The organism is Paenarthrobacter sp. NEAU-H11 (assembly GCF_050573415.1).
GTDB lineage: Bacteria > Actinomycetota > Actinomycetes > Actinomycetales > Micrococcaceae > Arthrobacter.
In genome coordinates, this window is sequence record NZ_JBNZGA010000005.1 from 197,622 (window position 1) to 220,270 (window position 22,649).

Genomic DNA, 22,649 nt, shown 5'->3' on the forward strand with positions numbered 1-22,649 from the left:
CCCCTCACCATGGAGGGGCTGCCGCACGCTATCCGTTGGTCCGGATACCGGGCGGCTGGCTAAGCAGAAGGATCGCACGCATGAAACCACTTTAGCGCACCCGCGAAGGAACACCGCCGGGGGCCTGCCGGGAATGACGGCCTCCGTCAGGACCCCGAGGGTACGAGTCCCCCTACTGGAACGGCCCGCAGGATTACGTGTCCCCCTACTGACGCAACCCGCAAAACCACGTGCCCTCCCCTACCCCCCTACAGCTGCGAACTTGTGTGCTTTCCCCCCTTGCCAACAGTGGCAGGGCAGGTGCATTGTAATGACCAAGTCTGAGGGGGAAACTGACTGGTCTCCGGCGTAGGAGCCTGAAATGTATTCATGCCAGTTACACCCGCAGCAAAGTAGCCGCGGGTCTTACCCTTCGTCTAACCCCGGCCGAGAATCCAACGGGTGACGAACCATGTTTGGCTGGGTTACCCGGTTCAGCATGCAGTTTCGGATTCTGGTTCTCGCGATCGCAGCGGGCCTTATTACTTTTGGCGTAGTAAACATTCCACATATGGCTGTGGACACCATGCCGGAGTTCGCCCCCGCACAAGTCGAGATCCAGACCGAAGCCCTCGGGCTTTCCGCCGCTGAGGTCGAACAGCTCATCACCGCCCCCATGGAGGCGGACCTTCTTAATGGCGTGGCCTGGCTGGACGAGATACGCTCCAAGTCCGTTCCCGGCCTGTCGTCCATCGAACTCGTCTTCGAGCCCGGTACGGACGTCCTGCGTGCACGCCAGCTGGTGGCGGAAAGGATGACGCAGGCCCACGCGCTGCCCAACGTCTCCTCGCCGCCCCTGATCATGCAGCCGATGTCGTCCACGAGCCGCGTGATGATGATCAAGATGAACTCCACCGAGCTCTCGGGCATCGACATGTCCGTCCTGGCCCGGTGGAAGATCAAGCCGCGCCTGATAGGCATCCCGGGCGTCGCAAACGTGTCTATCTGGGGCCAGCGCGAACAGCAGCTGCAAGTTGAAGTCACTCCCACGCAGCTCCGCGACAAGGGCATAACCCTTGAGCAGCTGGTCAAGACCACGGGCAACGCCGTCTGGGTTTCGCCGCTGAGCTTCCTGGAGGCATCCACGCCGGGTACCGGCGGCTTCGTGGAGTCACCCAACCAGCGCCTTGGCATCCAGCACGTCCTCCCTATCCGCACCCCGGCCGACCTGGCAAAGGTCAGCGTGGAGGAAGCGGACCCGCCGGTGCTCCTGGGCGACATCGCCCAGGTCAAGGAAGGCCACCAGCCGCTGATCGGGGACGCCGTGGCCGGCTCAGGTGCAGGCCTGATGCTGGTCGTCGAAAAGTTCCCGGGCACCAACACACTGGAAGTCACCCGCAACGTTGAAGCCGCGCTGAAGGACATGGAGCCGGGCCTCACCGGGATCCAGATCGACACGTCCGTCTTCCGGCCGGCAACCGGCGTCCAGGAATCCGTCGACAGCCTGGGCCTCTCCCTGCTCATCAGCCTGCTGATTGCCGTAGCCCTGTTCTGGCTGCTTTTCCGCTCCTGGCGTGCGGCTGTGATTGCGCTCGTGGCCATCGCCACGACGGTCACGACGGCCGCAGTTGTACTGTTCGCCCAGAATGCAACACTCAACATCGCCATCCTGCTCGGGGTTCTGCTCGGCACATCGGTAATCGTGGGCGACATTGTGGAAGACATCCAGGCCCACCGGCGGCTGGCCTCGGGCCAGGATGTGGCGAAGCCGGGAACTTCCCCAAGGTCGAGGATCAGCCTCATCGCGAAGGGAATCCGCACTCCGCTGTTCCACGCATCGCTCATCATGGTGGTTGTCCTCGTTCCCACGCTCTTTCTGACCGGGGTCGGCGGCTCGTTCTTCACCCCGCTGTTCTGGTCACTTGCGCTGACCCTCGCCGCCGCACTGATAGTTGGCCTCTCCGTGACGCCCGTGCTGGCGTACTTCCTGCTTCCGCCGAAGACTGCTCCGGCCAGGGAACTTCCCGCTGTAGGACGCGCGAAGGCCTACTACGGCCGCGCGCTGGACGGTATCGGTCCCCGGAAAGGCCTTGCCGTCGCGGTGGTGGTGGTTGTGGGAATGCTGGGGATCGTAGCCGGTTCCCAGCTGACGCAAAACAGGCAACTTGTTCCCACGATGCCTGACCGCACTCTTTTGGTTCAGTGGGACACCATGGCCGGGACCTCCAACGATGAAGTCCAGCGGGTTGCCGCCAAGGCCGCCGAGGAACTTCGGGCCCTTCCGGGGGTCTCCGGAGTCGGCGGGCACCTGGGACGCGCCATTTCAGCAGACCAGGTGGTAGGCAACAGCTCCGCTGAGCTGTGGGTGTCGATCGACCGGGGCGCCAACTTCGGCGAAACCGAGCGTGCCGTGCGGGAAGTGGTCCAGGGTTACCCTGGCATCGCGCACAACGTGATGAACTACTCGCAGCAAACCATCGGAGATGTACGCTCCAGCATGGAACCGGACTTTGCGGTCCGGGTCTTTGGAACGGAAATGCCGGTGCTGCGTAAAAAGGCAGAAGAGGTCCGCCAGGCCCTCCAAAAGATCAACGGGGTGAACAACCCGACCATCGACGCACCGGCCGTGACCCCGATAGTGGAGGTCCAGGTCAACCTCGAAGCCGCCCAAAAGGCAGGTATCAAGCCCGGTGACGCAAGGCGCGCCGCTGCGACCCTGATGCAGGGCATCGTGGTTGGGAACCTCTTTGAACAGCAGAAGGTTTTCGAAGTGGTTATCCGGGGTGCCGTTGGCGTCCGGGATGACCTGACAAGCATCCGTGAGCTGCTCCTTGACACCCCCAACGGCGGCCACATCCAACTGGGGCAGATCGCCGACGTGCGGATGGTCCCGAGTGAAGTCGTGGTCCAGCACGATGCTACGTCGCGGCGCATCGACATTGTCGCCGACATCAGCGGACGCCCCTTGGAAGATATCCAGCGGGACATCCAGGCAGCCGTCCAGCAAATCGAGTTCCCGCTCGAGTACCACGCCGAGATCCCCACGAAATATGGTGAACTCCAGGCCGCGGATACCTTGGTGCACGGACTCGGAGTTGCTGCCGCCCTGGCTGTGCTGCTTCTGCTCCAGACAGCGGTGAGGAGCTGGAAACTGGCTGTCGCCACCTTCCTGGCCCTTCCCGCCGCGATGTCCGGAGCAGCGGTGGCGGCCTGGTTCGGATCGGCGTCGCTGTCCTGGCTGTCACTGACAGCGTTTGCTGCCGTCCTTGCCATCGCCGCGCGCAACGCAGCCCTGTTGTCCGCACGCGTCGACGAGATCTGGCGGGAGACTGCCGGAGCTTCGCGCACAGACGTGGTCATGCAGGCAGCCCGGGACCGCGTGTCGCCAGTCCTGAAGTCGGCCATCATCACGCTGCTTGTGCTGATACCGCCCGCCTTCATGGGCGGCACGGTCGGCCAAGCCTTGATAGGGCCGATGCTGCTGATCCTGGCCGGTGGCCTGGTGACCACAACGCTCGTGGGGCTCTTCATCCTCCCGCTGCTCACCCTGTGGTTCGGTCCCCGCACCGAGCCCGAAGAGTGGTCGGAAGTCTACGAATCAGAACATCCAGTCATGTCGATGCCGGAAAAGGTGAAAGTATCATGACCAGCAAAAGCCTCCTTCGGCGCCTGCCAGTCGCAGCTGCCGTCTGCGCCGCCCTGCTGTCTTCACTGCCGGCCTGCGCCCAGTCCACAGCGCAGGCGGAGTCTGCAGCCGAAGCGCCTGCCAAGGTGGAGAAGAACGCCACCACGGGGATTGCACGCATAACGCTCAGCCAGCGGGCCATTGAACGGCTTGAACTGCTCACGGAGACCGTCAAGCCGGCGGATGGAGGCATCCTCCTCCCCTACGCTGCCCTGCTTTACGACGCCGAGGGGAAGACCTGGGTTTACGGGAACCCCGAACCACGGGTGTTTGAACGCCAGGCCGTCACCGTGACCAAAGTGGAGGCTGGTGTTGTCACCGCCAGCGCAGGTCCCGCAGTGGGTTCCCAAGTGGTGACCGTGGCCGCCGCTGAGTTGTTCGGCGCAGAGTTCGTCACGGGCAAATGACATGCGCCGGATAGTCGCCGCCAGCCTGCGCTTCAGATCCATCGTCATCGCGTTGGCGGCGGCTCTGATGATGGTTGGCGGCGCCCAGCTCAGCAACGCCTCAGTGGATGTCTTCCCTGAATTCGCGCCGCCAAAAGTCGAGGTCCAGACAGCATGCCTTGGCCTAACGGCCGCGGAGGTTGAAGAACTGGTATCGGTTCCCATGGAGGAGGCCTTCAACGGCATAGACGGCCTCGACCACATGCGCTCCAAATCAGTCCCGCAGTTGTCCTCGATCGTCATGGAATTCGAGAACGGCACGGATCTGCTGACTGCACGCCAGCTGGTATCCGAACGGATGGCGACAGTCATTCCCACCCTGCCCACCTGGGCAGCCCCGCCGGTGATGCTGCAACCGCTGTCCTCCACCAGCCGGGTGATGAAGATCGGCCTGTCCTCCGACACGCGGTCCCTGATCGAGATGTCCATGATCTCCTACTGGAACATCAGGGCCCATCTGCTCCGCGTTCCGGGTGTGGCGAACGTGGCAATCTGGGGCGAACGCCTCCAGATGCTGCAGGTCCAGGCGGATCCCGCCAGGCTGGCGACCCACAAGGTCAGCCTGGAAACAGTGATGAATTCTACGGCCAATGCGCTGGATGCCGGGCTCCTCCATTACTCCTCGGGTGCCATGATCGGCACCGGCGGATCCCTGGACACGCCCAGCCAATCCATCGGAATCCGCCACGTCCAGCCCATCACCACCCCGGAAGACCTCGCCCAGGTGGCGCTGGAGGACCGGGAGGGGCAGCCACCACTGAAGCTGGGCGACGTGGCAAATGTCGTGGAGGACCACCAGCAGCTTATTGGTGACGCAGTGATCAACGGCGGCCCGGGCCTGATGCTGATCGTGGAGAAACTGCCGTGGGGAAACACCCTTGAAGTCACCCGGGGCGTTGAAGAGGCAATGAAGCAACTCGAACCCGGCCTGACCGGAATTGCCGTGGACACCACGATTTTCCGGCCGGCAACATTCATCGAGGAATCCCTCAATAACCTGGGCGTCGCCCTTCTCCTTGGCTGCCTGCTTGTCATCATGGTGTTGAGTGTCTTCCTCTTCCAGTGGCGGACGGCGCTGGTCAGCGTGCTGGCCATCCCCTTGTCGCTGGTGGCGGCTGCCCTTGTGCTCTATTGGACCGGCGGCACAGTCAACACCATGGTGCTTGCGGGGCTGGTGATTGCGGTCGGGGTGGTGGTGGACGATGCCATCATCGACGTCGAAAACATCGTCAGGCGCCTTCGGCACCACCGGGCAACCGGGGGCACGGGAAGCACCGCGAGGGTTGTGGTCAACGCGTCCCTGGAGGTCCGGGGACCCATCGTTTATGCCACACTGATCATCGTCGCGGCCACGGTTCCGATCTTCTTCCTGGACGGGCTGACGGGGGCCTTCTTCCGGCCGCTGGCCACGGCCTACACGTTGGCAGTGTTCGCGTCGATGCTCGTGGCCCTTACGGTGACCCCCGCGTTGGCATACATCTTCCTCCGGAACGCCAAGCTGGAGGACAGGGATCCGCCCGTGGTCAGGGTCCTCAAGCGCTGGTACAGCAAGGCCCTCCGGCCCATCGTCCGGCGGCCAATTCCCGGTTACCTCGCCTTGGCCGCCTTCGGCATGGTGGGCATAGTGGCGGCACCGTTGCTGGGCCAATCCCTGCTCCCTTCCTTCAAGGAACGCGATTTCCTGATGCACTGGCTTACCAAACCAGGTACGTCCAACGCCGAAGAAGTCCGGGTCAGCCAGCTGGCCTGCAAGGAACTCATGACCATCCAGGGCGTGAACAACTGCGGATCCCACACCGGCCAGGCCTTCAACGCTGATGAAGTGGTGGGTGTCTACTTTGGTGAGAACTGGATCAGCGTAGACCCGGGCGTGGACTACGATTCCACGCTGAAGTCGGTCGAGTCTGTAGTGGCCGGCTACCCCGGTATTCAAAGGGACGTGCAGACCTACCTCAAGGAACGCATCCGTGAGGTGCTGACGGGGACCGGCTATGCCGTCGTCGTCCGCGTCTACGGCGACGACCTTTCGATACTTCGCCAGGAAGCCGACAAGATCAAAGAGATCCTCGGCGGCATTGACGGGGCCATCGGTGCCAAGGTCGCGCTCCAGTCCAACATTCCGCAGATTGATGTGGAGGTGAACCTGGACGCAGCGAACCGCTACGGACTGAAGCCGGGCGATGTGCGCCGGGCGGCGGCCACCATGGTGGCCGGCGAAGAGGTCGGCGACATCTACCGTGACGGCAAAGCCTACGACGTCCAGGTCTGGAGCCCGCCGGAGGTCCGGACGAGCGTCACAAGCATAGAGAACCTCGTGCTGGATACGCCGTCCGGGCAGAAGATCCGGTTGGCTGACGTGGCGGCCGTTTCGGTCAAGCCGACACCCAACGTCGTTGAACGTTCCGAAGGGTCAAGGCGCATCGATGTCAGCGCCAACGTCAAGGAAGGCGACCTGGCCAAGGTGGTGGAGAAGCTGCAGGACGGCATGAAATCAGTCCAGTTCCCGGTCGGCTACAGCGCCGTTGTCCTCGGCGAATACGCGGAACGGCAGGCCGCATCGCAGCGCCTGATGCTCTACTCCATCGTCGCGCTCATCGTTGTCTACCTTCTCCTGCAGGCTGCTTTCAGGAGCTGGCGGCTTGCCACCCTGGCCATCCTGACCCTCCCGGTGGCGCTTGTGGGCGGGGTGATCGCTGCGCACCTCAGCGGCGGAATCCTGTCCCTGGGTTCCCTGGTCGGCTTCCTGACGCTGATGGGGATCGCTGCACGCAACGGCATCCTGCTCATCAACCACTGCCAGCACCTTGAACAGTTCGAAGGCGTCCCCTTCGGGCCGGAGCTGGTGCTTCGCGGGGCTGCAGAGCGGTTGTCGCCGATCCTGATGACCACGCTGGCCACCGCGCTGGCCCTGGTGCCACTCGTTGTCATGGGCAACATCCCGGGCCACGAGATCGAGCATCCGATGGCGGTGGTGATCCTGGGCGGGCTCGTCACGTCGACGTTGGTCAACCTGTTCATCGTCCCCTCGCTGTACCTCCGCTTCGCCAAGGGCGGCCGCGGTCGGCGCAGCACCCCCGAACTGCAGCCGGCCCCTGCGGTGTAGTCCTCTTCCAACCAGTATGAAAGGCACTGAGATGACGCTTTTGGCACGCCGCCTCACAGCATACGGGTCCGCGCTGCTGCTGGCCTTCGGGTCGCTGACGGTGATCTCGGCACCAACGGCGGCCGCGCCGGCAGCCGACGAACTCTGCGGCGAAGGGTCCGCGATTAATTTCGACCGGTCCGCCTTCCCGGAATATCCGCGGATCGACAACAAGTGGTTCCCGCTCAAGCCGGGCATGCAGTTCACCACGGTGGGCACCGTGACATCGGCTGACGGCGTACAGGCGCACAAGGTGGTCCATACGGTCACCGGCCTGACGAAGGTAATCGACGGCGTGACCACCCGTGTGATGTGGGACCGTGACTACTCTGACGGTGAACTGGTGGAGTCCGAACTGGCCTTCTTTGCCCAGACCCGTGCCGGGGATGTGTGGCTGTTTGGCGAATACCCTGAGGAATACGAAAACGGCGAGTTCGTAGGTGCCCCAAGCACCTTCATCAGCGGTTTGGCCAAGGCTCAAGCCGGCATCGCCATGCAGGCTAAGCCCAAGACCGGCACGGCCTCCTACGTCCAGGCATACGCACCCAGGGTTGATTTCCTTGACTGCGGGACGGTGTTCAAGAAAAACCACGAAGTCTGCGTTCCCACCGGGTGCTACGACGACGTCCTGGTGATCGACGAATACAACCCCCTGGAACCGCCTGAGGCCGGACACCAGCGGAAGTTCTACTCAGCCGGAACCGGGCTGATTAAGGTCACTGCTGTTGGAGGTCCGGACCAGGAATTCATGGATCTGGTGAAAGTGCGGAAACTGAACGCCGAGCAGTTCGAGGCCGTCAACGCGCAGGCCCTGGAACTGGACGAAAGGGGATACGAGGTCAGCCGGAGCGTCTATGCCAAGACGCCGCGGGCCGAACTCAACTACTGAGAGGCAGAGGAAGTTCCTGGCCGGCATGAAGCCGGCGCAAGAAGGAGGGCGGCACCCGTGCCGCCCTCCTTCTTCGCCATCCGCTGCCAGCAGGGGCGCCTAGCGCACGTCCTCGTCAACCCAGTCCATGGACTTGGTGACGGCCTTCTTCCAAAGCCGCATCTGCCGGTCCTGCTCCGCCTGGTCCAGCTGCGGTTCCCAGCGCTTGTCCTCGGACCAGTTGGCCGAGCACTCCCCCAGGTCCTTCCAGAACCCGACGGCAAGGCCGGCGGCGTAGGCGGCACCCAGCGCGGTTGTCTCCACTACCTTTGGCCGGATGACGGGGACGCCCAGGATGTCCGCCTGGAACTGCATCAGCGCATCATTGGCCACCATGCCGCCGTCGACCTTCAGCTCGGTCAGCGGAACGCCGGAGTCCGCGTTCACAGCGTCCAGGACCTCCCGCGTCTGGAAGGCGGTGGCCTCCAGCGCGGCACGCGCGATGTGGTTCCTGTTGACGAACCTGGTCAGTCCCACGATGGCGCCGCGCGCATCGGACCGCCAATAGGGTGCGAAGAGACCCGAGAAGGCCGGCACGATGTACACGCCGCCGTTGTCCTTCACGGACGCAGCCAGGGTTTCCACCTCGGGTGCGCTGCTGATCAGGCCCAGGTTGTCACGCAGCCACTGGATGAGCGAGCCGGTGACGGCGATGGAACCTTCCAGGGCGTAGTGCGGCGCAGCGTCACCGAGTTTGTAGCCCACCGTCGTCAGCAGCCCGTTCTTGGAGTGGACGATCTCCTCGCCGGTGTTGAAGATCAGGAAGCAGCCCGTGCCGTACGTGTTCTTGGCCTCGCCTGCCTCGAAGGCCGCCTGGCCGAACGTGGCGGCCTGCTGGTCCCCGAGGATCCCGGCAACGGGAACCTCCCGCAGGAGTTGGGAGGTGTGCACGGTGCCGTACACCTCCGAGGAGGACTTAATCTCGGGCATCATCGTCCGGGGAACACCGAAGATGCCAAGGATCTCCTCATCCCACTGCAGGCTATCCAGGTCCATGAACAGCGTGCGGGAGGCGTTGGTGACGTCCGTGACGTGAACCCCGCCGTCCACTCCGCCGGTCAGGTTCCACAGGACCCAAGAGTCGGTGTTGCCAAAGACCAGGTCGCCGGCCTCAGCCCTGGCGCGGGCGCCCTCCACGTTGTCCAGGATCCACTTGATCTTTGTTCCGGAGAAGTACGTGGCCAGCGGGAGGCCCACTTTTTGCTTGAAGCGGTCCGGCCCGCCATCCTTGGCCAGCTCGTCCACGATGTCCTGGGTGCGGGTATCCTGCCAGACGATGGCGTTGTAGACGGCCTCACCGGTGGTCTTGTCCCACACCACCGCAGTTTCACGCTGGTTGGTGATGCCGACGGCGGCAATATCGTGCCGTGTCAGGTTCGCCTTCGACAGCGCTGAGGCAATGACCTCCCGGGTGTTGTTCCAGATTTCGGCCGGGTTGTGCTCCACCCAGCCGGCCTGCGGGAAGATCTGTTCGTGCTCCATCTGCCCAGAGGACACGATGCTCCCGCTGTGGTCGAAGACGATGGCACGGGTGCTGGTGGTTCCCTGGTCGATGGCGATTACGTACTGGTTCATGGTTGACGTCCTTGTCTGTAATGGAGTTGAGCAGTGGTTGGGTAGGGGGTCAGGAGGCGGCCGTGACGATGATGGGGGCAATCCTGGCGACGATGCCGCCAAGGGCGCCGCCAACCAGCGGGCCTACCACCGGAATCCAGGAATAGCCCCAGTCGCTCGAGCCCTTGCCCTTGATGGGGAGCAGGGCATGGGCAATGCGTGGACCGAGGTCGCGGGCAGGGTTGATGGCGTAGCCGGTGGGGCCGCCCAGGGAGACGCCGATGCCGACGACGAGGAGTGCGACAGCCAGCGGGCCCAGGCCGGAGGGGGTCCCGCCGAACGTCAGGATGACAAACACCAGGACGAAGGTGCCGATGATTTCGGTCACCAGGTTCCAGGAACTGGAGCGGATGGCCGGTCCGGTGGAGAAGACGGCAAGCTTGCTGGCAACCTCCTCTTCAGCGTCAAAGTGCTGTTTGTAGGCGAGCCAGCACACCACGGCGCCGAGGAAGGCGCCGAGCATCTCGCCGCCGAAGTACGTCAGGGTGGAAGCGAAATCCACCGGTACATCCGGCGCGTATTCGGCCTTTCCGTTAATCAGCAGCCCCAAGGTCACGGCAGGATTCAGGTGCGCCCCGGACTTTGCGGCCACGAAGACGCCCGCGAAGACAGCGATGCCCCATCCCCAGGTGACCATCAGGAACCCGCCGCTGTTGCCCTTTGTCCCCCTCAGGGCAACGTTGGCGACGACGCCGCAACCCAGAAGGGTCAGCATCGCCGTTCCGAATACTTCGGAAAGGAAAACTATTCCAAGAGACATCTTTGACTCCTTTTATTTTCAGATGGAGGTCCTTCGCGGGTTGAAGGACCGTGTGGCCGGGGCGGGTTGCCGCCCCGGCCGACAGCCGGGCCTCAGGCGACCAGGCTGTGGGTTTCTACACGGTGGAACTTCTGCAGCACTTCCTGGGCATGCTTGATTTCCGCTGCCCGGGCTGCGGCGTTCCAACCCAAGGGAACGGACAGCACTTCGGCCATTTCGTTGAGCAACTCGCCCGTCACCAGCCCCCGGAACGCCAGGGAGGTCCGGCGGATGAGGACGTCCACCAGGTGCCCCACCTGCTCATGGGCCGCCATGAACTCAAGTTCACGGACGCTCAGTTCGCGGGTGGAGTGCAGCAGCCTGTCAGGTCCGGCGTCAAGGTATTCCATGACCGCTTCCGCACGTGTCCCGTACCTGGTCAGGAGCCCTGCTGTACGGTCCGCGTCACGGTTGTCGGCCATATGGGCCTTGATCCACTTCTGGACACCGGCCTCATCGGCAGGGAACCCGGCGCCGCCGCCGATAGGCAACTGCGCGGTGGAGACTTTGCGCTCCATCCCGATCTCAGCCAGGACGTCGTTCGTCATGTGTTCGGCGAGGGCACGGAAGGTTGTCCATTTGCCGCCTACCAGGCTCAAGACCACGGCGCCCTTTCCATTCCGGTCCAGTCCCGTTTCCCGGCGCTCGATGCGGTAGTCGCGGGAAACGAAGCCGGGCTGGGTGGCATCGTGGCGCGGCAGCGGCCGCACTCCGGAGAAGGTGTAGACGATCTGCTCACGGGTAACGGCGATGTCCGGGAACACGTGGCCTATCAGGTCGAAGAAGTACTCGATTTCCTCATCTGTGCAGACGGCGTCCTCCGCCATGTCCGCATCCACATCCGTGGTACCCACAAGGACCCGGTCACCCATGGGGTAGATCAGGACGATCCGCCCGTCCGTGTGCTCGAAGAAGATCTCCCTGCCGCGGCAGGCTTCAAGGAGCGCAGGGTGGTCCAGGACGATGTGGGAGCCCTTGGTGCCGCCCATGAACGTGGAGGCAGAGCCCATGGCGGCGTTGGTGAGGTCCACCCAGGCGCCCGTGGTGTTCACAATGACGTCTGCAGTGAAGTCGAATTCCTCCCCCGTCAGTTCGTCCCGCAGCCGCACGGTGCTTCCCCGGCCGGTGCCCGGATTGGGCTGTCCGGTGACGGACTGCAGCGAAACGTAGTTGCTGGCACGGGCCGTGCTGCCCTGTCCGTTGCCTGCACCGGTTGCCGCCAGCCCGGCTTTCTCCCCGTCCTGGAGGACATCGAGCGTAAGCCGCTCCGGGTTGTGCACGGAAGCGTCGAAGTAGGTCGCCGTGTATTTCACGTCGGGGCGGAGGCTGGGCAGCTCGGCAAGGGCACGCTGGCCGCTGCGGAACTGGTGACGCGGGACGGCGCCGCCATCCCGGGAAAAGGAGTCGTACAGGCTCAGGCCGAGCTTGATGAGGAAGGCCCCCCGTTCCTTCGGCTTGCCGTGCTGCTTGTGCGTCAGGAAGCGAAGCGGTGCCGCAAGGACGCCGGAGAAGGTGCTGAAGATCGGGATGGTGGTCTGCAGCGGCTTAACGTAGTGCGGGGCGATGCGAAGCAACCGGTTACGTTCCACCACTGATTCCCGGACCAGGCGAAACTCGCCGTTTTCCAGGTAGCGGATGCCGCCATGGATCATGTGGGAGGAGGCGCCGCTGGCCCCCTGGCAGTAGTCGCCGCGTTCCACGAGGGCGACGTCCACGCCCTGCAGCGCAAGGTCACGGAAAGTTCCCACGCCGTTGATACCTCCTCCCACCACGAGGACCTTGGCATGTGGACGGCGCCGGAGGTGGTGCACTGCGCTGCGCTCCACTCCTGGCTTCGCCGCTGAAGCAATAGGTTGGACGTGAAAATCCTTGGGTCCCAAAACAACTCCCTTGGGGCTTTGTGTGACGCGGTACCGGATGGGTTTACCGCCGTTTCACCACTATTCTTTGGAGTAATGGAAAATGGAGTCAAGCACTATGCACAAACGTGCAGTCTGGAGGACTGATGGACCCCTCACGCCACTCTGACGCACTGCGGGCTGCACAAATGTATTACCTGCAGGACCTCACCATGGACGCCATAGCCCGGGAGCTGGGGACGTCCCGGTCCACGGTTTCCCGCCTCCTGTCCTCCGCCCGCGAATCCGGCCTGGTGCAAATCCAGATCCGCAATCCGCTGGATACGGGCCCCGAACTGGAGGGCAGGATCCGCCGGCGGTACGGCGTGGATGTCCACGTGGTTCCGGTCATGGAAATACTCAATGAGGCGGAAACACTGGACCGGGTGGCGATGCAGGCAGCGCGAACCATCGGACCGCTGGTGGATTCCAACGCGATCATCGGAGTGGCCTGGGGATCCACCCTGAGCGCCGTCAGCCGCCACCTCACCCGCAAGATCACCCATGACAGCGTCATCGTGCAGTTGAACGGCGCCGGCAACATGCACACCACCGGTATCACGTATGCCAGCGACATCATGCGGCGGTTTGGAAGCGCCTACGGGGCCAGGGTTGAACAGTTCCCGGTGCCTGCCTTCTTTGACCACGCAGCCACCAAGGTTGCCATGTGGAATGAACGCAGCGTGCAACGGATCCTCGAACTCCAGGCGAAGATGAGCATCGCAATTTTCGGCGTGGGCTCCGTGGACGCCGACTATCCCAGCCACGTGTATGCCGGTGGATACCTGGACGAGGCTGACCTCAACATCCTGGCAACCTCGGATGTTGTGGGCGACGTAGCCACCGTCTTCTTCCGCAGCGATGGCTCCTCCGACGGGATCGTCCTCAACGAACGATCCACCGGACCCGCACTCGCGCAGTTGCGGCAAGTCCGACGGAGGATCTGTGTAGTGTCCGGGGTGTCCAAGATCAACGGGCTCCGCGGAGCCCTGGCGGCGGGCCTGGCCACGGACCTGATCCTGGACGAGGCCACCGCGCGCCGCCTGGTGGATTTTGAAGGTCTCGCCACCGCTGGTGGGTAGAGTCGTGGCTATGAGAACTTCACCGCGGCTCAGCCTGAACAACGGCGTGCTGATCCACCAACTCGGATACGGGCTCTACAAGGTCCCGGCCGCCGACGCGGAAGGCCTCGTCGCCACTGCGCTCGCAGCCGGATACCGCCACTTCGACACGGCGGCGATGTACGGCAACGAAACCGGTGTGGCTCGGGGCATCAGTTCCCAACTGGGCGGTGACGCGGGCAGCGGCGGCTCGGGCGAGCTGTTCCCGGCGCTGTCCCGGGAAGACATTTTCGTCACCACGAAGGTGTGGAACAGCGACCACGGCTATGACGCCACGCTGCGTGCCTTTGATGAGTCCATGGTCAATCTCGGCCTTGACTACGTTGACATGTACCTCATCCACTGGCCTTGCGCCGCCCGCGGCCTATTTCCGGACACGTACCGTGCACTGGAAACCCTGTACCGGGAAGGAAAAGTCCGTGCCATCGGCGTCAGCAATTTCCAGCCCGCCCACCTTGACCGGCTGCTGCAGACCGCGGAAGTGGTCCCCGCCGTCAACCAGATAGAACTGCATCCGTGGCTGCAGCAGGCAGAACTCCGGACACAGCATGATGGACTGGGTATCCGGACCGAAGCGTGGAGCCCCCTGGGGCGGGGCCAGGTCCTCGCCGACCCCGTTGTCCGCGCCTGCGCCTCCGAACATGGCAAAACCCCCGCCCAGGTGATCCTCCGCTGGCATATCCAGCTGGGAAATATTGCCATCCCCAAGGCGAGCTCGGAGGTGCGGATCCGGGAAAACATGGACATCTTCGACTTCGAGCTCTCCGCCCGGGACATGACGGCGCTGGCCGGGCTGGACCGGGGTTACCGCACCGGGTCCCACCCGGACACCGTTAACTGAGGCAGGACACATGACTACAGCACAGCCCGGATCCGCCGCGCCCGCCTACTTCAGCGCCGACCTGGCCGCACGCACGTCCGCCTCCACCCTGGAGCTCGACGGCGGCAAGGTTGCCTATTGGACCTACGAACCGCTGGTGGCCAGCCCCGAAACACGCACCATCCTGGTCATCCATGGCTTCCGCGGAGACCACCACGGACTGCTGAGGGTGGCAGACCAGCTTCCCGAGATGCGGATCATCATGCCGGACCTGCCCGCATTTGGTGAGTCCGCGGCATTCCGGTCGGGCGAGCATTCCGTGGAGCGCTACGGCCTGTTCATCACGCAATTCATGGCAGCCCTGGGCCTCGGCCCGGACACGGTCCTGCTGGGACACTCGTTCGGCTCCATCATTGCGGCGCACTTCGTGGCCGATCGTCCCGGCACCGTGGATCCGCTCATCCTCATCAACCCCATTGCGGCACCGGCACTGGAAGGGCCAAAGGGTGTGATGACCAGGCTGGCGATCCTGTACTACCGCCTTTCAGCCCGGCTCCCCCGGACGGTGGGACTGGCCCTGCTGCGGAATCCGCTGATTGTCCGGGTAATGAGTGAAACCATGGCCAAGACGGGCGATAAAGACCTCCGCCGGTTCATCCACGGCCAGCACCACGCCTACTTCAGCGCTTTCGCCAGCCGGGAGAGCCTCCTTGAATCGTTTACGGCATCAGTCAGCAGCCATGTGGCGGAAGTAGCCGGCCGGCTGACCCTGCCAGTCCTGCTGATCGCGGGGGAAAAGGACGAGATCGCCGTCCTGGCCGACCAACACCGCCTGGCTGCGCTGCTGCCGGATGGAGAGCTCCAGGTGATTCCCGGCGTCGGGCATCTGATCCACTACGAGACACCTGAACCGGCAGCCACTTTCATCCGCAGCTTCCTTAAGGACCATCCCGCGTGAAGATTGTCATTGACGCACGGTTTACCCGGACAGACCACCACGACGGCATCAGCCGCTACGGCGCCAGCCTGATTGCCGCCACGGCTAAAATCGCCGACGTCTCCATGCTGGTCTCCGACGTCCGGCAACTCGCCCTGCTCCCGGACGTTCCGTACACCCTGATCGGCAGCCCGCTGTCGCCGTCGGAATTGTTCGTGGCGCGGACCATCAACAAGCTGGGCGCCGACGTGGTGGTGTGCCCCATGCAGACGATGGGAACATGGGGCCGCAAGTACGGCCTGGTCCTGACCCTCCACGACCTTATCTACTACGAACACCCGGCCCCGCCCGGCTTCCTCCCCGCGCCCGTGCGCCTGCTGTGGCGGCTGTACCACAAGGCATACTGGCCGCAGCGGCTCCTCCTCAACCGCGCCGACACTGTGGCCACCATCAGCGCAACCACGGAAGCGCTGATCGCAAAGTACCGCCTGACGCGCCGCCCGGTGCGGATCATCAGCAATGCCCCCCAGCCGGAGCAGGAACACGGACCGCGGCCCGCTGGCGCCGGTGCAGACCGCGCGCTCGTCTACATGGGCTCTTTCATGCCGTACAAGAACGTGGAAACCATGGTGGCGGGGATGGCGGGCCTGCCCGGGTACACCCTCCACCTGCTCAGCCGCATCACGCCCCAACGCCGCGCCGAATTGGAACGCCTGGTTCCTCCAGGGGCGCACGTGGTATTCCACAACGGCGTCACGGACGAGCAGTATCACGAATTCCTGCGCTCTGCTGCGGCGCTGGTCAGCCTGTCCCGGGCTGAAGGCTACGGGCTTCCCCTGGTGGAGGCCATGGCGCTCGGCACCCCTGTTGTTGCCAGCGACATCCCCATCTTCCGGGAGGTCGGCGGGGACGCCGCTCTCTACGTGGATCCGGAGTCCCCGGAACAGTTTGCCGATGCCGTGCGCACGCTCCAGGACAACGGGCACTGGGAGGAACTTTCGCGGCGCTGCGTTGCGCGTGCACGGGAGTTCACCTGGGACGAGTCGGCCCGCCAGCTGGTGGATGTGGCACACGAAATCATGGCCCGGCGCCGGGGCCGGCGTTAGAAGAAGCCCCTAGAGGACGTCGATGCCGTCCAGCCGGAGCTGGAAAGGCTCGCTGGAGCGTTTCGCAGCGGCCGCTGCCCTGGTGACCCGCAGGACACGAGTGACGGCCGCAGCCTGTCCGTAGGGGAAGAAGAGCAGGGTGCGCACATCCTCCGCTGAACGGCGGGGCGACGGCGGACCGCTGAGCACCACGGGTGCGGGCCCGGCGGTCCGTAAGGTGATCCCGCTGGAGGCAAGTTCCGCTGACACGGCACCGGTGTAATGTTCGACGGCGGCGCGCGGCCCGGTGACGGAGGCGAGGCGGACCGCGGGGGGAAGCTGCAGCTCCATGCGCAGGGAAAGTTCCCGTTCCGCATAACCGGCGGGGTCCCAGCGAAGCAGTGCACCCACGGCAGCTGTATCCGCGGCCGTGACCACTACCAGCCCGCCGTCCGCCGCCGGACGCACCAGAGCGGCTGCATTGAACCACCGACGCACCGTATCCTCGCCGGCGCGCAGCGTCTCCCGGCGCAGGAGTGAATCACCGTCCAGGAGCAGTGCAGCCGCGTATCCCCCGTCCGCTACCGGTTCGGCACCCACAGTGGCCACCACCAGTGCCTTGCCCGGACCCACCTCAGCCTTTACCTGGTCTCCCGAGGAAGTAACGACGGTCTTCCCGGGAAAGGCACGGCCGAGTTCCTCAGCTGTCCTGATCACTCCGGTGGCACCCTTGCGCAGGCGCCTGCCGCCGCAGTGCACGCAGTGCCAGTCCGGCGCCGGGGTGGAGCACCAGCGGCATTGGGGCATGGCGGACGTGCCGCTGGCGCCTGCCACGGCCAGTGGTCCCTGGCAGCTGCCGCAGCGCGCCGGCTCCCGGCACATCTCACAGGCCAGTGACGGCGCATAACCGGCGCGGGCCACCTGGACCAGGACCGGTCCGCGCTCCAGCCCCTCCTTGGCGGCCCGCCACGCGGCACCGGGCAGGCGGGCGATCCTGGCCAGCGGATCCCGCTCCTGCTCGAAGCTGTCAGCAGTGTTGACGATGCGCGGAGCTGTCCTCCGGACGTCAGGGCGGCCGGCTTCGACCGCACGTGCCCAGCCCGCTTCTACCAGCCGCTGGGCTTCCGTGCTTCGGGAGTGGCCTGCAAGGAGGCACGCGGCATCCTCCTGCCCAGCCCGCAGGAGCAGCACCTCGCGGGCGTGCGCATACGGGGCGCGCTGCTCGATGTGGAGGTCGTCGCCGTCGTCCCAACAGGCCACCAGGCCCAGGTCCTTGACGGGTGCAAAAGCTGCCGACCTGGTGCCGATGGCAACGCGGGCAGTCCCTGCCAGGAGCCGCAGGAAGTTCCGGTACCGCGGGGTGGGACCGTCGTCGGCAGTCAGCCGGGCAACTGCGTCTTCGGGCAGCAGGCAGTGGAGCGCCTCTTCAAGGCGGTCAAGGTCGCGGTAATCGGGCACAACCACCACCGCGCCGCGCCCTGATGCGTACGCGGCGGCCACGGCCTCCGCCAGCAGCTGGGGCCACCCACCCGGACCGAATCCCTGCAGCGGGTTCAGCACGGCCCTGGGCGAACCGCCACCGGCCAGGTGCTGCAGGAAGGCCTGGCCGTTATGGTAGGCCGCCCAGGCACTCGGCAGGGCGTCCTGCGCGGGACCGGCCTGCAGGGCCGTGGCCTCGCGGGGTTCTGCCTGGTCCGGGACTGCCGGCCCCTCCGGCTCCGCTGACGCGAACTCCTTTTCCAGCCTGGCCACCCTGGGCGGGACGGCGACGCGGAGGACATCGCTGACCGTCCCGGCGTAGCGTGCGGCGACGGAGGAAACAAGCTCCCGGACGGCGGGCGTCAGCACCGGCACCGGGGACACAACCTTCGCCAACGGCACCAGGGTGTGCCCGGCGTCGGACTCTGCCACCCGCTCCATGATGAACCCGTTGAGGTCCTGGCCGTTGAACTTGACTTTGACCCGGACTCCCGGCTTGGCGGACTCGTCAAGGGCCTCCGGAACCCCGTAGTCGAAAAGCCGGTCCAGGTGCGGAAGGGAGGATTCCACCAGCACCCTGGCCACGGGCATATTCTTTGACAACTGCGGTCCCGGCGGCCGGGACGCGGAAGGAAACCCCTGCAGCAGGGTAGGCTGCACGGCGTCCGGGATGTCCAGGAATGGCTTGAGGGTCCTGTCAGCAGCGATGGCCGTTACCTCCGTTCAGCTCCCGCGTGGACATGTCCAGCCAACCACAGGGCGGTGACATTCCGCCGAAGGCAATGATTCCCAAGGCAAAAAAGGCTCAGGGCGGCCTACCGGGGCTTAGGCGTTGAAGAACGCCTTCAGGTCATCAACGCGGTCCAGCCGCTCCCAGGTAAAGTCCGGCTCGTCGCGGCCAAAGTGGCCGTGGGCTGCCGTCTTGGCATAGATGGGGCGCTTCAGGTCCAGTGCATCGATGATGGCACGGGGGCGCAAGTCGAAAATTTCCGCGATGGCGGCGCTGATCCGGGCCGGATCAACGGTTTCAGTCCCGAAGGTTTCCACGTAGGTACCTACGGGACGGGCCTGGCCAATGGCGTACGCAATCTGGATCTCCGCACGCTTGGCGAGTCCTGCCGCCACCACGTTCTTGGCAACCCACCGCATGGCGTAGGCAGCCGAGCGGTCCACCTTGGACGGGTCCTTGCCGGAGAAGGCCCCGCCGCCGTGCCTGGCCATGCCGCCGTACGTGTCCACGATGATCTTGCGGCCGGTGAGGCCGGCGTCGCCCACGGGGCCGCCAATGACGAACTCGCCGGCAGGGTTGAGGATGTTGCGCACCCGGGACAGGTCCAGGTTGGCACCTGCGAGCACCGGTTCGATGACGATCGACGCGAGGTCGGCGCGGAGCTGGTCAAGGCTTGCACCTTCGGCGTGCTGGCTTGAGATAACCACGGTTTCCACCGAGACCGGAACGTCTTTGTCGTATCCGACCGTCACCTGGGTCTTGCCGTCCGGACGCAGGTAGGCCAGTTGGCCCGACTTGCGCACTTCGGTGAGGCGCTCGGACAACCGGTGTGCCAGCCAGATGGGCACGGGCATGTAGGAGGGGGTTTCATCGCTGGCGTACCCGAACATGAGCCCTTGGTCGCCGGCGCCCTGAAGGTCGTAATCGTCTTCCTGGCGCCCCTCACGGGCCTCCAGGGAGTTGAACACGCCCCCGGCGATGTCGTTGGACTGCTGGCCGATGGATACGGACACTCCGCAGCGGGCGCCGTCGAATCCATTGGCTGAAGAGTCGTAGCCGATGCCCAGGATGGTTTCGCGCACGATCTGCGGAATCTCCACGTAGGCATCGGTGGTGACTTCGCCTGCAACGTGGACCAGGCCGGTAGTGGCCATTGTCTCCACCGCGACCCGGGATTCGGGGTCGGCGGCCAGCAGCGCGTCCAGGATGGCGTCACTGATCTGGTCGCAGATCTTGTCCGGGTGGCCCTCGGTGACCGACTCGGAAGTGAAGAGCCGAAGCGCGGGAGGCGTGGCCCCGGAAGTGTGGGGAAGGTGCAGCGGTAAAGTCACTTAACTACCTTACTGGTTGGAATACGCCCGCCCCGCAGGAGACGCCGGGAGATGTCTCCGTGCTAAGCAAACGTGGCCTGAAACACTCAGGCGCGGGGCGAAACGGCATTCAGTTCAAAGGCGATCCGGCTGATGATGGCCGCTGACACCTCGGTCTTGGTTCCGGACGCCTCCTGTGGATCGGACCCGGAGCGGGCAAGGATGACAACCGAAGTGGTGTCCTGGCCAAACACTTTGTCCGTACCCACGTGGTTGACCACCAGCAGGTCGCAGCCTTTGCGTTGCAGCTTCGCTTCGGCGTGGGCCAGGACATCGCCGTCGCTGTCTCCGGTCTCCGCCGCGAAGCCGACAATCAGCTGGTGCCCCTCCCCCCGGACGGTACTGTTGCGCAGTTCCACCAGTTCAAGCAGGATGTCCGGGTTGCGGACCAAGGTGATCACGGGATCGGTCCGGTCATCACGTTTCTTGATCTTGGTGTCCGAGACCTCCGCGGGGCGGAAGTCCGCCACTGCCGCGGACATGATGACGACGTCGGAATCAGCTGCCGCCGCCAGCGCCGCCTCCCGCAATTGCAGGGCGGTCTCCACCTGGACAACCTCGACGCCGGCCGGCGGCGGGACTTCCATGTGCGCTGCGAGCAGCCGGACGTTTGCCCCCGCATTCCGGGCGGCTACGGCCAGGGCGACACCTTGCTTGCCCGAGGACCTGTTGCCCAGGAACCGCACCGGGTCCAGGGGCTCGCGGGTGCCACCGGCGCTGATGGTGATTGTGCGGCCGGCCAGCGGAAGCTGAAAGTCCTGCCGGCCCTCCACCAGGGCCATGGCGGCGGCGAAAATGGCTTCCGGCTCGGGAAGCCTGCCGGGGCCCGAATCTGCACCCGTGAGCCGCCCGGTGGCCGGCTCCAGGACCGCGGCCCCGCGCCCGCGGAGGGTCTCGACATTGGCGCGGGTGGCCGCGTGCTGCCACATTTCGGTGTGCATGGCGGGGGCAAACAGCACCGGCCCGTGAGCCATCAGCAGCGTGTTCGTCAGGAGGTCCCCGGCCTGTCCGGTTGCAGCCTTCGCCAGGAGGTCCGCCGTGGCCGGAGCGACGACCACGAGGTCTGCCTCGTGGCCGAGACGCACGTGGTTGACCTGGTGGACGTCGTGAAAGACGCTGTTGCTGACCGGATTCCCGGATAGCGCCTCCCAGGTGGCGGTGCCCACAAAACGTGTGGACGCCTCCGTGGGAATCACGGTCACGTTGTGCCCGGCTTCAGTAAAAAGCCGGAGGAGCGACGCCACCTTGTAGGCGGCAATCCCTCCCCCGACTCCGAGGACTATGCGCACGTGGCCTCCGTCACCAGTACGTCAGGCGGCAGTTTTACTCTGCCGGCTGGATCGGCGTGGAGACCAGCTTGCCTTCGTTGATCTCGCGAAGGGCGATCGAGAGGGACTTCTCGTTCAGCTTGGTGTCAACCAGCGGGCCGACGTATTCGAAAAGGCCCTCGTGCAGCTGGGCGTAGTAGGCGTTGATCTGACGAGCACGCTTGGCACCGAAGATCACCAGGCCGTACTTGGAATCCGCCGCTTTAAGCAGCGAGTCGATCGGCGGGTTGATGATGCCTTCAAGGTTCGTGGACACGAATTCTCCAAAGTTCTAGCGGGTTGACGGTTCCGGCAAACCGTGCGGATGCGGGGTCAGCCCCATGAGTGAAACAAGCTCGTCCGCTGCCCGGCGAACGTCGTCGTTGATGACGGTATGGTCGAACTCCGGTTCAGCAGCAAGTTCCAGTTTAGCGGTTTCCAGGCGTCGCTGCTGTTCCTCGGGGGATTCCGTGCCGCGGCCCACCAGGCGGCGCACCATTTCGTCCCAGCTGGGCGGGGCCAGGAACACAAACTGGGCGTCCGGGACAGCGGCCTTGACCTGCCGGGCACCCTGCAGGTCGATTTCCAGGAGCACGGACCGGCCCTCGGCGATGGCATGGTCCACCGTGCTCTTCAAGGTCCCATAGGTGTTCTGGCCGTGGACCACTGCCCATTCGAGGAGTTCACCGTCAGCCACGAGTTTTTCGAACTCTTCCTTGGACTTGAAAAAGTAGTGGACCCCGTCCTGCTCTCCGGGGCGGGGTGCGCGGGTGGTGGCGGATACGGACAGCCAGACCTCGGGATAGTTGTCCCGGATGTAGGTGGACACGGTGCCTTTGCCAACAGCCGTCGGGCCAGCGAGGACTGTCAATCCAGGTTTCTTGCTCACGTATTCCTTTGCCGGGGTTTGGGTTAAGGCGGGTTTAGGGCCCGCCCTGGTTATCGTCTATAAAATCTACCAGCGCCCGGCGCTGGTGAACGCCCAGGCCGCGGACCCTGCGGGAAGCGGCGATTCCCAACTGGCCCATGATGATCGCGGCCCGGACCTTTCCGATGCCCGGAAGGGCCTCGAGCAGCTCCGAAACCTTCATCCGCGCAAGGGCGTCGTCCTGCTGCGCGGAGTCGATGATGTCCGCCGCGGACCTCTCACCGTTCTTCAGGCTTTCCTTGGCCGCCGCGCGGGTGGCCCTGGCTGCTGCTGCCTTGTTCAGCGCGTCAGCCCGTTCCGACGCGGATAACGGTCGCAGGACCATGTGGACACCCCCGGATTCGGCGGACTGTGTCCAAAGGCGGCCGCCCTTGGACCTGT

Annotated in this window: 17 protein-coding genes; 8 read left to right on the forward strand and 9 right to left on the reverse strand. The window is 64.7% G+C overall.

What is annotated here, in order from left to right; all coding sequences use genetic code 11:
- Window positions 1-478: 478 nt before the first annotated feature.
- The 4 genes from ACQ3DC_RS08880 to ACQ3DC_RS08895 are packed head-to-tail and all read left to right on the forward strand — an operon-like array spanning window position 479 to window position 8,141.
- Window positions 479-3,625: an efflux RND transporter permease subunit gene (locus ACQ3DC_RS08880; protein WP_430752022.1), complete on the forward strand. Its 3,147-nt coding sequence runs from the start codon at window positions 479-481 to the stop codon at window positions 3,623-3,625.
- Window positions 3,622-4,071, forward strand: a complete 450-nt coding sequence (locus ACQ3DC_RS08885; RefSeq protein ID WP_321213604.1) for a hypothetical protein — start codon at window positions 3,622-3,624, stop codon at window positions 4,069-4,071. The genes ACQ3DC_RS08880 and ACQ3DC_RS08885 overlap by 4 nt, the downstream gene beginning before the upstream one ends.
- Before the next feature lies 1 nt (window position 4,072).
- Window positions 4,073-7,213, forward strand: a complete 3,141-nt coding sequence (locus tag ACQ3DC_RS08890) for an efflux RND transporter permease subunit (RefSeq protein ID WP_321213605.1) — start codon at window positions 4,073-4,075, stop codon at window positions 7,211-7,213.
- 31 nt (window positions 7,214-7,244) lie between these two features.
- A complete protein-coding gene (locus ACQ3DC_RS08895; protein WP_430752023.1) occupies window positions 7,245-8,141 on the forward strand; it encodes a hypothetical protein in 897 nt (298 codons plus the stop codon).
- Between the two features lie 99 nt (window positions 8,142-8,240).
- Here the strand turns inward: ACQ3DC_RS08895 and glpK are convergent, their stop codons facing one another.
- From glpK to ACQ3DC_RS08910, 3 genes are all read right to left on the reverse strand, one after another.
- A complete protein-coding gene (glpK, locus tag ACQ3DC_RS08900) occupies window positions 8,241-9,755 on the reverse strand; it encodes a glycerol kinase GlpK (protein ID WP_430752024.1) in 1,515 nt (504 codons plus the stop codon).
- 49 nt (window positions 9,756-9,804) lie between these two features.
- Window positions 9,805-10,554: an MIP/aquaporin family protein gene (locus ACQ3DC_RS08905; RefSeq protein ID WP_157242093.1), complete on the reverse strand. Its 750-nt coding sequence runs from the start codon at window positions 10,552-10,554 to the stop codon at window positions 9,805-9,807.
- A gap of 92 nt (window positions 10,555-10,646) precedes the next feature.
- Window positions 10,647-12,419 (reverse strand): glycerol-3-phosphate dehydrogenase/oxidase, encoded by a 1,773-nt coding sequence (locus ACQ3DC_RS08910; protein WP_370460710.1) that lies wholly within the window; start codon window positions 12,417-12,419, stop codon window positions 10,647-10,649.
- Between the two features lie 179 nt (window positions 12,420-12,598).
- Between ACQ3DC_RS08910 and ACQ3DC_RS08915 the strand changes: the two genes are divergently transcribed.
- The 4 genes from ACQ3DC_RS08915 to ACQ3DC_RS08930 are packed head-to-tail and all read left to right on the forward strand — an operon-like array spanning window position 12,599 to window position 16,475.
- Window positions 12,599-13,573: a sugar-binding transcriptional regulator gene (locus ACQ3DC_RS08915; RefSeq protein ID WP_157242091.1), complete on the forward strand. Its 975-nt coding sequence runs from the start codon at window positions 12,599-12,601 to the stop codon at window positions 13,571-13,573.
- Between the two features lie 10 nt (window positions 13,574-13,583).
- Window positions 13,584-14,453: an aldo/keto reductase gene (locus ACQ3DC_RS08920; RefSeq protein ID WP_157242090.1), complete on the forward strand. Its 870-nt coding sequence runs from the start codon at window positions 13,584-13,586 to the stop codon at window positions 14,451-14,453.
- A gap of 10 nt (window positions 14,454-14,463) precedes the next feature.
- A complete protein-coding gene (locus tag ACQ3DC_RS08925) occupies window positions 14,464-15,390 on the forward strand; it encodes an alpha/beta fold hydrolase (RefSeq protein ID WP_157242089.1) in 927 nt (308 codons plus the stop codon).
- On the forward strand, window positions 15,387-16,475 hold the full coding sequence (locus ACQ3DC_RS08930) for a glycosyltransferase family 4 protein (RefSeq protein WP_321213608.1): 1,089 nt from the start codon (window positions 15,387-15,389) through the stop codon (window positions 16,473-16,475). The genes ACQ3DC_RS08925 and ACQ3DC_RS08930 overlap by 4 nt, the downstream gene beginning before the upstream one ends.
- A gap of 9 nt (window positions 16,476-16,484) precedes the next feature.
- Here ACQ3DC_RS08930 and ACQ3DC_RS08935 read toward each other — a convergent pair whose 3' ends face one another.
- From ACQ3DC_RS08935 to mihF, 6 genes are all read right to left on the reverse strand, one after another.
- Entirely contained in the window at window positions 16,485-18,524 is a 2,040-nt protein-coding gene (locus tag ACQ3DC_RS08935) for a primosomal protein N' (RefSeq protein WP_430752053.1), read from the reverse strand.
- A gap of 234 nt (window positions 18,525-18,758) precedes the next feature.
- On the reverse strand, window positions 18,759-19,994 hold the full coding sequence (gene metK / locus ACQ3DC_RS08940; RefSeq protein WP_321213609.1) for a methionine adenosyltransferase: 1,236 nt from the start codon (window positions 19,992-19,994) through the stop codon (window positions 18,759-18,761).
- An 86-nt stretch (window positions 19,995-20,080) separates the two neighbouring features.
- Window positions 20,081-21,322, reverse strand: coding sequence for a bifunctional phosphopantothenoylcysteine decarboxylase/phosphopantothenate--cysteine ligase CoaBC (coaBC, locus tag ACQ3DC_RS08945; RefSeq protein WP_430752025.1), 1,242 nt, complete (start codon window positions 21,320-21,322; stop codon window positions 20,081-20,083).
- A 34-nt stretch (window positions 21,323-21,356) separates the two neighbouring features.
- Entirely contained in the window at window positions 21,357-21,617 is a 261-nt protein-coding gene (gene rpoZ, locus ACQ3DC_RS08950) for a DNA-directed RNA polymerase subunit omega (protein ID WP_321213611.1), read from the reverse strand.
- A 15-nt stretch (window positions 21,618-21,632) separates the two neighbouring features.
- Window positions 21,633-22,229, reverse strand: coding sequence for a guanylate kinase (gmk, locus tag ACQ3DC_RS08955; RefSeq protein WP_321213612.1), 597 nt, complete (start codon window positions 22,227-22,229; stop codon window positions 21,633-21,635).
- 34 nt (window positions 22,230-22,263) lie between these two features.
- Window positions 22,264-22,593, reverse strand: coding sequence for an integration host factor, actinobacterial type (gene mihF / locus ACQ3DC_RS08960; protein ID WP_157242087.1), 330 nt, complete (start codon window positions 22,591-22,593; stop codon window positions 22,264-22,266).
- Between the last annotated feature and the right edge of the window lie 56 nt (window positions 22,594-22,649).

What these genes read in the sequence shown, in the direction of transcription:
- ACQ3DC_RS08885 (WP_321213604.1), top strand. Translation starts at nt 3,622, where the DNA reads ATGACCAGCAAAAGCCTCCTTCGGCGCCTGCCAGTCGCAGCTGCCGTC.
- mihF (WP_157242087.1), bottom strand. Translation starts at nt 22,593, where the DNA reads ATGGTCCTGCGACCGTTATCCGCGTCGGAACGGGCTGACGCGCTGAAC.
- ACQ3DC_RS08880 (WP_430752022.1), top strand. Translation starts at nt 479, where the DNA reads ATGCAGTTTCGGATTCTGGTTCTCGCGATCGCAGCGGGCCTTATTACT.
- ACQ3DC_RS08935 (WP_430752053.1), bottom strand. Translation starts at nt 18,524, where the DNA reads ATGCCCGTGGCCAGGGTGCTGGTGGAATCCTCCCTTCCGCACCTGGAC.
- ACQ3DC_RS08890 (WP_321213605.1), top strand. Translation starts at nt 4,073, where the DNA reads ATGCGCCGGATAGTCGCCGCCAGCCTGCGCTTCAGATCCATCGTCATC.
- ACQ3DC_RS08925 (WP_157242089.1), top strand. Translation starts at nt 14,464, where the DNA reads ATGACTACAGCACAGCCCGGATCCGCCGCGCCCGCCTACTTCAGCGCC.
- ACQ3DC_RS08905 (WP_157242093.1), bottom strand. Translation starts at nt 10,554, where the DNA reads ATGTCTCTTGGAATAGTTTTCCTTTCCGAAGTATTCGGAACGGCGATG.
- ACQ3DC_RS08920 (WP_157242090.1), top strand. Translation starts at nt 13,584, where the DNA reads ATGAGAACTTCACCGCGGCTCAGCCTGAACAACGGCGTGCTGATCCAC.
- ACQ3DC_RS08895 (WP_430752023.1), top strand. Translation starts at nt 7,245, where the DNA reads ATGACGCTTTTGGCACGCCGCCTCACAGCATACGGGTCCGCGCTGCTG.
- glpK (WP_430752024.1), bottom strand. Translation starts at nt 9,755, where the DNA reads ATGAACCAGTACGTAATCGCCATCGACCAGGGAACCACCAGCACCCGT.
- ACQ3DC_RS08915 (WP_157242091.1), top strand. Translation starts at nt 12,599, where the DNA reads ATGGACCCCTCACGCCACTCTGACGCACTGCGGGCTGCACAAATGTAT.